We start from the raw sequence: 12,900 nt of genomic DNA, 5'->3' as shown, positions 1-12,900 counted from the left end.
TGAAAAATAGAATAATTAAGCTAAATATAATCAAGCTGAATATTAAAATGATTTAGAAATACGTAAAACTTAAATCAGAAATATGTAAAATTGGAAAAGGAATATGGAAATAATGAAATTTACTGTTTTAACTTTATTTCCTGAATTATTTGAGATGTATTTGTCTCAGACGATAATTCAGAGAGCTGAAAATATCGGAACGGTCAGTTACGATGTTGTGAATATACGTGATTACAGCAGAAATAAACATAATCAAATGGACGACATTCCTTTTGGAGGAGGGGCAGGTATGGTGCTGAAACCCGAAGCCTACTGGAATTTTTTTAATGAAAAATATCCTGACAGTGAAAAACCTTATGTAATATTTATGTCACCACAAGGAAAAACTCTTACCCATAAAAAAGTAACGGAATTATCTCAAAAAGACAGTATAGTCATAATTTCGGGAAGATATGAGGGACTTGACCAGAGAGTTATTGACAGATTTGTGGATGAGGAAATATCTGTGGGAGATTATGTATTAAGTAGTGGAGATTTGCCTGCATTAATCCTTATGGATTCGGTAACGAGGATAAAGGAAGGAGTAATAAAAAAAGAGTCTTTTGAAACGGATTCTTTTTACAACGGACTGCTTGGATTCCCCCAATATACAAGACCCGTAGAAATAGACGGATATTCGGTTCCTGAAGTATTACGGAGTGGAAATCACGCTAAAATAGATGAATACAGATATTTCAAATCGATTGAAAAAACATTGGAAAACAGGAAAGATTTAATAGAAAAAAAACTTGAAAATGATGAGCAGTTTAGAAAAATATATAAAAATTATTTAAAAAAGAAAGATATGTAGTTAGGAGAGTGTATTCAGGATGATTTATGAATTGGACGGGATAAAACCTAAAATATCGGGAGAGGTATTTATTGCTGAAAGTGCTGATGTTATGGGAAATGTAGAACTGAATGACGGGGTAAATATATGGTTCGGTGCGGTACTAAGAGGAGATGTGGAGAAAATAACTATAGGGAAAAATAGCAATGTTCAAGATAATTCGACATTACATACTGATTTTGGACTTCCCTGTATCGTGGGAGAAAATGTTACTGTAGGTCATAATGTGATACTTCATAGCTGTGAAATAGGAGATAATGTGATAGTAGGAATGGGCAGCACAGTTTTAAACGGGACAAAAATCGCTCCTAACTGTCTTATAGGTGCAGGTTCTTTAGTTACTCATAAAATTCCTTATGAGAAAGGTGTTCTCATTTTAGGAAGTCCTGCTAAAATAGTGAGAAAATTGACTGATGAAGAGATAGAACATATTCAAAAAAATGCTGACCATTATGTAAAAAATGGAAAACTGTTTACTAAAACTTTGAAAAAGGAGAATGTCTAAAAAAAGCATAAAGTGTAGTTTGTTTAAGGACAGCCTAAAGGTTGTCTTTTTTTATTTCACTATTGATTATTTTTATATTTTCTTAGGAGCAATAAATTTTGGAAAATGACTTTATACCTTGATAACAATGAAGCTGAAATGACAAAAATGGGAAAAATGAAATACTGAAAATTATAAAATAAACCCTTTACAATACCTAAAAGGTATGTTACTATAAGATGTAAATAAGGAGGTGTATTATGGATAAAATAATTTTAGGAATTTTAATGTTACACAGAATGACCGCATATGAGCTTCGAAATGTCATCAGGAATAATTTTAAATCTATGTGCAGTGATAGTCTCGGGAGTATTCAGGCAGCTCTCAAAAAATTGTTTATGTCGGAAATGGTTACTTTTGAAGAGCTTGTTGAAAAAGGAGTAAATAAAAAAAGATACTCAATAACTGATATTGGGCAAGAAACATTAATAGAATGGATAAGAGTTCCTATTGATATCTCAAAGACAAAAAATTTAGATATCGGAAAACTTCTTTTTATGGGATATATTTCAAAAAATGAACAAAAAAATCTGATTGATAAAATCATTCATTCTTTAGAGGAAGAGTATACGGCACTAAAAAAATTAAGGGAATCAATACATATCGAAGATGAAAGGACAGCACTTAAAAACTATTTACTTATAGATACAGAATATCAGGAGAGAATTAGAAATCTAAATAAAGGAAACGATATATCTGAAAACATTAAAGAAATTAGTAAATTTACAGTGGCTACTTTAGACTATGGAATTGATATTACTGCTTTTAACATAGAATGGTTTAAAAAATTGAAGAAAAGAATATAGAAAGAAAGGTGAGATAAGATGAATGATACAAATAGAGTTAAACGAAACATAATTATTTTTACGATGTTTAGTACTGCTTGTGGTTGGATAGGATATCTTGTCGATAAGTTGTCCGGTCAAGCCCATTATGAAAATGTTGGAACAATGGCAGGAGAAGAACCTTTTGGAATGCTTATCTGGTTAGTATCTCCATTAATTTGTACAATTCTTCTTCGTACTTTTGGAGGAGACGGGTGGAAAAATTCAGCGTTTTCTATTAATTTTAAAAATAATAAAAAGTTATATTTGATTGGCTTTTTGATATATCCTACTGTTACTTTAATTGTTATATTACTGGGAGTAATAACGAAAGGTATCAAATTTTCCAATGTAAATATTGGAATTACAGCCTATATTGGGATTTTATCTGCACAGATTGTCGCTCAATTTATAAAAAATATATTTGAAGAATCAGTTTGGAGAGCCTATCTTACAAATCAATTGTTAAAATTAAAATTATCCGATTTGAAATTATACTTACTTATCGGATTTATCTGGTGGATTTGGCACTTGCCTTATATTATGATATTTTTGTCCGAAAGTGAAATACAAAACACTTTACCGGTTGGAAGATTGACTTTTTTCCTCATTGGAACAATAGTAGTAACATGTTGGACGGTGATGTATACGGAAATTTTTAGAGTTACTAAATCTATGTGGCCATTAGTTATTATGCATACTATGGAAGATGCAGTGATAAATCCGTTGCTTCTTTTAGGAATTGTATCTGTAGAAAAAAATCAGGCGTTTCTTTTTTCACTTTCAGTAGGTATAATTCCGACAATTCTTTATTTAATAGTGGGATTAGCTATTAGAAATTGGAGAAAAAAACAAGAGAAACAAAGCAAAAAAGAAAGTGGAATTCCGTTTATCATTGGCAATAAATAATTATCCTTATAATGCAATATAATATAATATCAAAAATAGACAGCTAAAAAATATTATAAAACAACAGTAAATAGAAAAATCGAGATATTTTAAGAAAAACTAAAAATATTGTTTTAAATGAGAAAAATTTAGAGAGGAAGAATTTTGAAATTACTTCATATCATGTTATATCGACATCGTTATTATTAATTTTTTCTGTTAGAATTTGTGTGTAAAGAAAAATAGAAAAAATTAATTAATATAATGGAGGTAAATAATATGTTTGAAGTATTTTTATTTAATGTAACTATAGGAGGACTTGTGTTGTCGATAGGAGGATTAGGAGTATTGGAACTGATTGAAAAGTTTAAAATGAAATATAAAATAGTAAAAAGAGAGGATATGTATTTAAATAATGGAAAAGAAAATAATAAAGGGAATAATAAAGAAAACAGTAATATAAAAAAGAATATAAAAGAAAAAAGATATAATCAGATAAAAATAGCAAGAAATAATGGAATAATAGATATAAGAATGACAAAATCAGAAAATGGAGTTGCATAATATTACTGTATATAAGAACTCACCACATATCTGAATATTAAAATCAAAAGTCCCTGTTTATGATTTTTCAGGGACTTGATATCTGTTTTATTGTTTTAAATGTTTCGGCTATAATAATTTTGATAATTTTTATCATTAATTCAGTCAATGAACCGTAGGAACTGGTTTCAGTTATAATAATTTTAATAACTTTTATCCAGTAATCCTGCGACACTTCTAACTTCTTCCATTTTTTTGGAAGCTACTGAACGGGCTTTTAAAGCACCGTCTTTTAGAATGGCATAAACATAGTCCATATTTTTTTCAAGCTGTTCACGCTTTTCTCTGAAAGGAGTGAAATAATCCATAAATTTGTCAAACAGTTCGTTTTTTCCGTGTCCGTAACCGTAATTTCCTGCTAAAAATTTTTGTCTCATTTCTTCAACTTCTGCTTCTGTTGAAAAGAGAGCATATAATTTTGTTATATTATTATCAGGATTTTTAGGTTCTTCAAGGGGAGTGGAATCAGTAACAATACTCATAATCTGTTTCTTAATTTCTTTTTTCGGAATAAACATATTAATGACATTGCCATATGATTTGCTCATTTTATCGCCGTCGATTCCCGGTACAACCGCCAGATTTTCGACTATTTTTTCCTGTGGAAGTTTAAAAACTTCTTTGCCATATGTTTCATTGAATTTAATTGCAATATCCCTTGTAATTTCAAGATGCTGTTTTTGGTCTTTTCCCACGGGAACAATATCAGGCTCATACATTAATATATCGGCAGCCATTAAAACAGGATATGTAAATAAACCGACGTTGGGTTTTATGCCTTTTGCAGTCTTATCCTTATATGAATGTGCCCGTTCAAGTAAACCCATAGGAGTGACATTGGCAAGTATCCATGCCAGTTCTGTATGTTCAGGAATATCAGATTGTAGGAAAATCACTGATTTTTCTGGATTAAGACCTAAAGCAAGATAATCTAAAAGAGCATTTATAGTATTCTTTTTTAAAGTTTCTCCGTCAGGTGAAGATGTAAGGGCGTGATAATTTGCAAGGAAATAAAATCCTTCGTATTTGTCCTGAAAATCTACAAACTGTTTTATCGCTCCGAAATAATTTCCTATATGCAGTATACCGCTTGGCTGGATGCCTGATAAACTTCTCATAAAAACCTCCGTTAAAATTATTTTGTCTGTTTGTATGTTACAGTAATGATTTTATAAAATTATTTTGATGTATTCGATATTTATAATATAAGAATTTGCAGTATTACAGTATAAATTTTTATACTTTACATTTATACTTTACAGTTTTATATATTATTTTGCATATTACAGATTTACATATTATGGAAAATAATTAAAAATAATAACAGATAAATAATAATATATTATGTTCGATTTGTCAAACATTTGTCGAATATCACATATATGTCTTAAAAATATGTTGGGAATAAAAAATAGTTTTAATAATAGGATAATTAAGAATAAGATATTATAATCAAGAATAAGATATTGGTAAGATATCAGGGAAAATAAAATCCGATTTGACTATTGACAAAAAAGATTTTTAGGGTAAAATAGTATTGTTATCGGTAACACCGTTGAAAACATTGGATTAGAAACAGGAGAATAAATGAAAAACATAACTATCAGGGATGTGGCAAGAGAATGCGGAGTTTCGACACAGACTATTTCGAGAGTCATAAATGAAAGCCAAAATGTCAATGAGAAGACAAGAAAACTTGTAAAAGAAAAAATCAGAGAATTGGGATATAAGCCTAATTTATATGCAAAAAATCTGAGTAAAAGAAAAATGAAAAATATACTGGTTTCTATTAGAAGAAGTAGAGGACATACAGCCACTATCTGGACAAATATACTCGTCAGCGAAATTTTTTCATACAATAGAAATAAAAATATTTCTTTATTTATGGAACAATATTATGATGACGAAGGTTTGAAAAATTCTTTGTTGAACACATCAAGCACATTTATTGACGGAGTTATTATATTTTATGAAAAGGAAAATGATAAAAGGGTGGAAATTTTAAAAAAAGAAAAGATACCTTTTATTATTGTAGGAAAAAGTTATTCTGACGAAAATGTATATGTGTCCAATGATGATTTTAATTCAGTGTTTAAAGCTACTGAATATCTTTTCGAGAAAAAAATCGAAAAAATAACTTTTATTACGGCAAATCCGACACCTATGAATATGGAAAGAAAAAATGGAATTATAGAAGCATATAAAAAGAACAATAAACCTATAGAAAATTTAACTATTGTAGAAAAAATGAATAATCAGAGAGAAATATATAAATTAGTAAAAGAATTATATGAAAAAGAAAAATTTCCTGAAGCATTTTTCATATCGGGAGATGAAAAAGCTGTTGCAGTGCTGAAAGCTTTAAATGATTTAAAAATCAGTATTCCCGAAGAAATATCAGTTTTAGGTCTTGACAATATTCCGATATCCGAATTTTTTTCTCCCGCTCTGACTACTTTAGCTTTGAATTATAAGAAAATATCTGAAAGAATTTATGAAAAACTGAATAATATGATGAATGGAATAAAAGAAAATTCCGAAGAAATTCAAGGAGAAATCATCGAAAGGGAAAGTGTAAAAAAATGCAAATAAAAATATACAAATAAATACAGATAAGATAGAACAATTTTTTTAATTATATTTTAGAAAAGGAGAAGATGTAAATGAAAAGAAAATTTTTGATTTTATTATTTTTAAGTCTGATTTTAGTAATTTCAGGTTGTGGCGGAAACAAAGAAAGTAAAAAAGACGGAAAAATAAAACTGGTGTTTTATTATCCTGTCAATGTGGGTGGACCTGTTGCCAAAATTGTCGAACAGCTGACAAAGGATTTTAATGCGGAAAATCCTGATATAGAAGTCGAAGCTGTCTATACAGGAAATTATGATGATACGGTAACAAAAATCCAGACAGCCGCTCAGGGCGGAAATCCTCCTGATTTATTTGTAAGTCTGGCAACTCAAAGATTTACAATGGCATCAAGTGAAATGGCTATGCCATTGGATGAACTGATAGCGGAAGACGGTGAAGAAGGAAAAAAATATATTAACGATTTTTTAGAAAGTTTTATGGAAGATTCTTATGTCAACGGGAAAATATATTCAATTCCGTTCCAAAGAAGTACAATGGTTTTATTTTATAACAAGGATGCATTCAAGGAAGCAGGACTTGACCCTGAAAAAGCCCCTGAAACATGGGAGGAATTGGTCGAAATAGCACAGAAAGTGAGCAATGACAAAAGAAAAGGAGTAGGAATAGCTTTAAATTCAGGATCGGCTCAATGGGCATTTACAGGCTTTACTTTGCAAAATAGTACAGACGGTAAAAATCTGATGAGTGATGACGGGAAACAGGTATTTTTCAATACTCCTGAAAATGTTGAAGCATTACAGTTCTGGATAGATTTACAGAAAAAATATAAAGTTATGGCTGAAGGGATTGTTCAATGGACGGATTTACCCGCTCAATTTTTAGCAGGAGAAGTTGCTATGATATATCACACAACAGGAAATTTGTCCAATATAGCTAAAAATGCAAAATTTAATTATGGAGTGGCTTTTCTGCCTGCCCACAAAAGAAAAGGAGCACCTACAGGGGGAGGAAATTTTTATATTTCTTCGGGAATATCAAAAGAAAAACAAAAAGCTGCATGGAAATTTATAAAATATCTTACTACTCCTGAAAGAGTCGCCCAATGGAGTGTCGACACAGGGTATGTGGCAACAAGAAAAAGTGCCTTTGAAACTGATATAATGAAAAAATATTATGCCGAAAGACCTCAGGCAAAAGTTGCATATGAACAGTTGAAATTTGCGAAACCTGAACTGACAACATACAATGCAGCAGAAATATGGAGAATACTGAATGACAATATCCAGTCTGCAATAACAGGAGAAAAAACGGCTAAAGATGCTTTGGATAATGCGCAAAAAGAAGCAACGGAAGTATTAAAGGATTTTAATTAGCATTTTTTATAAGGAGACAGAATGAACATAAAACTGAATAGAAAATGGAAAGAAAATATAACGGGTTTTCTTTTGCTGTTGCCGTCGTTAATATTTATGATGAGTTTTACAGTTTTACCTGTATTCAAAAGTTTTTATCTGAGTTTTACAAAATATAACTTAGGAATGAAAAATCCAAAATGGATTGGATTCGGTAATTATATAAGTTTATTTAAAAGTGAGCTTTTTTGGAAAGTAATGTATAATACAATATTTTTTTCGGTTATAACAGTTATACCGTCTATGATTTTAGGATTGGCTCTGGCTTTTTTAGTGAACCGTAAAAGTAGAGCCGTAGGAATGTTGAGAACGGTATACTTTTATCCTGTAGTTATGCCGATGATTGCTGTGGCGAGTATATGGATGTTTATATATATGGGAAAAAACGGACTACTCGACCAATGGTTGACACATTTGGGACTGAAACCTCTCAATGTGTTGTCAAATAAAAATACTGTCCTGCCTTTTATGGCTATAATGTATGTATGGAAAGAGTCGGGTTATTTAATGATTTTTTTCCTTGCGGGATTACAGGGGATATCCGAAGATTTGTTTGAATCAGCAAGAATAGACGGTGCAGGTTTCTGGGTAATGCTGAAAAATATTACATTGCCTTTGCTGAAACCGACTATGATATTTGTATCGACAGTGGCATTGACAAACTGTTTCAAATTAGTCGACCATATAGTTATAATGACGGAAGGGGCTCCGAATAATGCGAGTACATTGCTGTTATATTATATTTATCAGCAGGGATTTACTAATTTCAATTACGGTAAATCTTCGGCACTGACAGTAATAATGCTGTTTCTGCTTCTTTTTGTTTCATTGCCGAGATTTTTCAAGCAGGACAGGGAAGCATATTATAACTGATATATCCAATAACACAGGAAAAATTGAGAATAGGAAGGTAAAAAATGAATATAATAAAAAAAGGGACGGATTCGATAATTACAACAATAGCCCTTATTATAGCTTTTATCTGGTTAATTCCCCTAATATGGATGATAGGAACTGCTTTTACGGAGCCGTCTTTCAGTATGTCACTGTTTCCGAAAACAGGATTTACATTGAAAAATATAATATATGTATGGAATGCGGTTCCTTTTAGGACATATTATATAAATACACTGATAATAGTTACAGTTACTTTTATAATACAGATATTTACTTCGACTATGGCAGCGTATGCCCTTGCCGTAATGGATCTGAAATGGGCAAAATATGTATTTATTATAATATTTATGCAGATAATTATACCGAATGACGTTTTAATAACACCTAATTTTATGACTTTGAAAGATTTGAACTTGATTAACACAAAATTGGGGATTATGATACCGTTTTTAGGAACAGCTTTTGGAATATTTTTATTGAGGCAGCATTTTAAAACTATTCCCAAATCCCTATCGGAAGCTGCCAGAATAGACGGAGCAAATACATGGCAAATAATATGGAAAATATATATGCCTTGTGCAAAACCTGCGTATCTGTCATTTGGAGTGGTTTCCATAAGTTATCACTGGAATAACTATCTGTGGCCGCTGATTGTTACAAATTCTACTCAGAACAGGACTTTGACAGTGGGACTGGCATTATTTGCAAAATCTAAGGAAGCGACAATGCAATGGGCAAATGTCAGTGCCGCTACTTTTATAATTATAATTCCGTTGATAGTAATATTCTTTATTTTACAGAAAAAATTCATCAACAGCTTTATAAGCTCGGGAATAAAAGAATAGGAAGTGAATGACAGTGAAAAAATTGAATTTTTTAGGAATAGGTTCGGCTTTTAATCCGCTTTTCGGTAATACCAGTGCTTTTTTTACATATAACGAAGATTTTTATCTTATTGACTGTGGAGAAAGTGTATTTGGAAAAATTTGGAATTTAAAGGAAATGACGGAAAGTAAAAATATTTTTATTTTAATAACTCATTTTCATTGCGACCATGTGGGGAGCTTAGGTTCATTAATATCATATTTATACTTGAAATTAAATAAAATTCCGTATATAATTCACCCTACGGAAAAAATAAAAGAATATCTGAAAATAGTAGGAATAGAGGATAAGTTTTATATTTATAGAAATACATTGCCTGAAATATCCGAAGTAAAAAACAGTTTTGCAGAAGTCAGACATACGGATGATATGAAATGTTACGGATATGAGATAATCTTTCCTGAAGAAACTGTATATTATAGCGGAGATGCCGTAGAAATACCTGAAAACATATTAGAAAAATATTTTAAAGGCGAGATAAAGGAAATATATCAGGATACATGCAGTTACGTAAGTAAAAATCCTGCCCATGGAAATATATTTTATCTGGAAGATACAATTCCTCCCGAAAAAAGGAAGAACGTATATTGTATCCATTTGGACAGGGATTTCAGAGATAAAATTAGAGATAAAGGATTTGGAGTGCCGAAAGTATTGTGCGAAGCATTAAGTACGGAATAATGTTGTCTTAGTTTATATAACGGTACATCGGGAAATGTCAGTAGGAAATATAATATAAAATGCTCCTCCTGTTTATATAGCTGTCTTTGCGGATATAATAATAGCGGATATTATAAAATTGATAAATCGGATTCAGATTAATTGTTGAAAATTTTGGATAAATAAGGTAAACTATAGTAAGAAATAAAAATAATATAAACAAGGAATTAAGGAGGGCATAGTTCTATGAATTATTATGTAGGAATGGATTTAGGGGGTACAAATACTAAAATAGGTTTGGTTGATGAAGGAGGAAATATAATTTTTACTACAATAGTAAAAACTGAATCAAAAGAAGGTCTTGAAAAAACAGTTGAAAGATTGTCAAAAATACTGATAGAGCAGATTAAAGGCAGCAACATCGATTATGACGATGTAAAAGGGGTAGGACTTGGAGTTCCCGGTCCTGTGGTAAATGAGAGAACGGTAAAATTTTGGGCAAATTTTCCATGGCCGAAAGAAGTGGATCTGGCAGCGGAATTTGAGAAAAATCTTAATAAAAAAGTAAAAGTGGATAATGATGTCAATGTAATAACTTTGGGAGAAATGTGGAAAGGTGCGGCTCAAGGTTATACGAATGTCTTGGGACTTGCCATAGGTACGGGAATTGGCGGAGGAATTATTACTAATTCAAAACTTGTAAGCGGAAAAAATGGCGGCGGCGGAGAAGTCGGGCATACAAAAGTTGAAAAAGACGGAAAACTTTGTGGCTGCGGACAAAATGGCTGCTGGGAAGCATATGCTTCTGCGACAGGTCTTGTGAGAGAAGCAAATAGCAGAATGGTAGTCAATAAAAATAATCTGCTCTATGAAAAAATTACTTCAATGGGAAGAGAACTCGAAGCAAAAGATATATTTGATGCGGCAAAAGAGGGAGATGAGTTTTCTTTAAGTCTTGTAGACTATGAAGCTGAATATATAGCATTTGGAATAGGAAATATTTTAAATACGCTTGACCCTGAGATTATTGTAATAGGAGGAGGAGTAGCCCTTGCGGGGGACATTCTTTTCAGCAGAATAAATGAAAATCTTAAAAAATATGCACTTCCGTCGACTCTTGAAAATCTTAAAATATTACCGGCACAGTTAGGAAATGACGCAGGAATAATAGGAGCGGCATATTTAGGAATGAATTAACCATTGTATGTTAGAATGAAAAAAGGAGAGGTCAAAGAGAGTAAATTTCAAAAAGATGATATTGATATTTTAAATAAATATAGTATAATTAAAGTATGAAAGAAATCTGTATATAAAGAAACTGTTTTGGCAGTTTCTGAAACGGGAGGAGAAATTTTATAGTGGATACAATAACCGGAAGCAGTATATTGTTACAATTTCTGATAATAATCATTTTGACAGGGATAAATGCTTTTTTTTCGGGAGCTGAAATGGCGATAGTTTCAATTAATAAAAACAGATTGAAAGTGCTGGTCGAAGAAGGAAATAAAAAAGCAATTCTATTGGAAAATCTTTTGAAGGAACCGAGCAAGTTTTTATCAACAATACAGGTAGGTATAACTCTTGCAGGATTTTTTGCTTCGGCATCGGCAGCTACAGGCTTGGCACAATATTTGTCGGTGTATCTGAAAAAAATGAATATCCCATATGGAAATCAGCTTTCAATGATAATAATTACATTTATACTGTCATATATAACATTGGTTTTCGGAGAGCTTATTCCTAAAAGAGTTGCACTGAAATCATCAGAAAAAATGGCTCTTTCTTCGATAGGGGTCATAGTCTTTATTTCAAGAATGTTCTCTCCTTTTGTAAAAATCCTTACATTGTCTACAAATTCGGTTCTGACATTACTTAAAATGAAAGAAGATAATCTTGAAGAGCAGGTTTCCAAAGAGGAAATCAGGTCGCTTGTGGAAGTCGGTCGGGAGCATGGCATTATCAATGAAACCGAAAAAGAAATGATAGATAACATTATCGAATTTGATGAGAAAATAGCACGGGAAATAATGATACCGAGAACAAAAGTATTTTTAGCCGATAAAGACATGACGATAAATGAACTTTTTGAAAAAAAGGAACTGGGAAAATATTCGAGAATACCTGTTTATGAAAAAGAAGCCGACAATATAGTAGGGATACTTCATACAAAAGATTTGATGATGGAAGCCTATAAAAAAGGATTTGACAATATAAAAATAGAGGACATTATTCAGGAGGCTTATTTTGTTCCTGAAACCAAAAATGTAAATGAGCTTTTCAATGAATTACAGATAGAAAAAAAACATATTGCCATACTTATCGATGAATATGGAGGATTTTCAGGGATAGTTACACTGGAAGATCTTATAGAAGAAGTAATGGGAAATATATCCGATGAATTTGATGATGAGGATTATTCTGTAAAAAAATTATCTCAGGACAAATATCTGATAAGCGGCGAATTATCTTTAAATGATATAAACGACTATTTTCATATAGAGTTGGAATCAAAGCACTATGACACTTTGAGTGGACTTCTTATAGAGCATATGGGCTATATTCCTGAAGATGATGAGGAAATTGAGCCTATTATTATAAATGATATTTCTTTCAAACCTCAAAGAGTAAAGGATAAAAAGATAGAAAGAGTGTTGGCGACTTTTAATAAAGAGAAAAACTAAGCTGACGAAAAATTTTGGAAAGGGT

General features: G+C 31.4%; 13 protein-coding genes. 12 read left to right on the top strand and 1 reads right to left on the bottom strand.

Features of this window, described 5'->3' with window-relative positions:
* Positions 1 to 112 precede the first annotated feature (112 nt).
* The 5 genes from trmD to ACO5J6_RS07035 all read left to right on the top strand — a co-directional run bounded on the left by trmD (position 113) and on the right by ACO5J6_RS07035 (position 3,709).
* Positions 113 to 850 (top strand): tRNA (guanosine(37)-N1)-methyltransferase TrmD, encoded by a 738-nt coding sequence (gene trmD, locus ACO5J6_RS07055; RefSeq protein WP_485643081.1) that lies wholly within the window; start codon positions 113 to 115, stop codon positions 848 to 850.
* 19 nt (positions 851 to 869) lie between these two features.
* Positions 870 to 1,394 carry a gamma carbonic anhydrase family protein gene (locus ACO5J6_RS07050; protein ID WP_485643019.1) on the top strand — a complete coding sequence of 175 codons (525 nt, stop codon included), beginning with the start codon at positions 870 to 872 and terminating at the stop codon, positions 1,392 to 1,394.
* A 239-nt stretch (positions 1,395 to 1,633) separates the two neighbouring features.
* Positions 1,634 to 2,239, top strand: coding sequence for a PadR family transcriptional regulator (locus ACO5J6_RS07045; protein ID WP_485643017.1), 606 nt, complete (start codon positions 1,634 to 1,636; stop codon positions 2,237 to 2,239).
* A 108-nt stretch (positions 2,240 to 2,347) separates the two neighbouring features.
* A complete protein-coding gene (locus ACO5J6_RS07040; RefSeq protein ID WP_485643015.1) occupies positions 2,348 to 3,166 on the top strand; it encodes a CPBP family glutamic-type intramembrane protease in 819 nt (272 codons plus the stop codon).
* Between the two features lie 258 nt (positions 3,167 to 3,424).
* Entirely contained in the window at positions 3,425 to 3,709 is a 285-nt protein-coding gene (locus tag ACO5J6_RS07035) for a hypothetical protein (protein ID WP_485643013.1), read from the top strand.
* Between the two features lie 182 nt (positions 3,710 to 3,891).
* On the opposite strand, the gene trpS is transcribed toward ACO5J6_RS07035, so the two are convergent.
* A complete protein-coding gene (trpS, locus tag ACO5J6_RS07030) occupies positions 3,892 to 4,866 on the bottom strand; it encodes a tryptophan--tRNA ligase (RefSeq protein ID WP_485643011.1) in 975 nt (324 codons plus the stop codon).
* A gap of 469 nt (positions 4,867 to 5,335) precedes the next feature.
* Between trpS and ACO5J6_RS07025 the strand changes: the two genes are divergently transcribed.
* The 7 genes from ACO5J6_RS07025 to ACO5J6_RS06995 all read left to right on the top strand — a co-directional run bounded on the left by ACO5J6_RS07025 (position 5,336) and on the right by ACO5J6_RS06995 (position 12,875).
* Entirely contained in the window at positions 5,336 to 6,340 is a 1,005-nt protein-coding gene (locus ACO5J6_RS07025; protein WP_485643009.1) for a LacI family DNA-binding transcriptional regulator, read from the top strand.
* Between the two features lie 71 nt (positions 6,341 to 6,411).
* Positions 6,412 to 7,713: an ABC transporter substrate-binding protein gene (locus ACO5J6_RS07020; protein WP_485643007.1), complete on the top strand. Its 1,302-nt coding sequence runs from the start codon at positions 6,412 to 6,414 to the stop codon at positions 7,711 to 7,713.
* 21 nt (positions 7,714 to 7,734) lie between these two features.
* Positions 7,735 to 8,625: a carbohydrate ABC transporter permease gene (locus tag ACO5J6_RS07015; protein ID WP_485643006.1), complete on the top strand. Its 891-nt coding sequence runs from the start codon at positions 7,735 to 7,737 to the stop codon at positions 8,623 to 8,625.
* Positions 8,626 to 8,669: 44 nt separating this feature from the next.
* Complete coding sequence (locus tag ACO5J6_RS07010; protein ID WP_485643004.1) at positions 8,670 to 9,494, top strand: carbohydrate ABC transporter permease; 825 nt, start codon at positions 8,670 to 8,672, stop codon at positions 9,492 to 9,494.
* A 13-nt stretch (positions 9,495 to 9,507) separates the two neighbouring features.
* Complete coding sequence (locus ACO5J6_RS07005; RefSeq protein ID WP_485643001.1) at positions 9,508 to 10,215, top strand: MBL fold metallo-hydrolase; 708 nt, start codon at positions 9,508 to 9,510, stop codon at positions 10,213 to 10,215.
* 225 nt (positions 10,216 to 10,440) lie between these two features.
* Complete coding sequence (locus ACO5J6_RS07000) at positions 10,441 to 11,391, top strand: ROK family protein (protein ID WP_485642999.1); 951 nt, start codon at positions 10,441 to 10,443, stop codon at positions 11,389 to 11,391.
* A 161-nt stretch (positions 11,392 to 11,552) separates the two neighbouring features.
* Positions 11,553 to 12,875 carry a hemolysin family protein gene (locus ACO5J6_RS06995; RefSeq protein ID WP_485642997.1) on the top strand — a complete coding sequence of 441 codons (1,323 nt, stop codon included), beginning with the start codon at positions 11,553 to 11,555 and terminating at the stop codon, positions 12,873 to 12,875.
* Positions 12,876 to 12,900 lie beyond the last annotated feature (25 nt).

The organism is Pseudoleptotrichia sp. (genome assembly GCF_057270515.1).
This window is presented reverse-complemented; position numbering and strand designations above follow the sequence as displayed.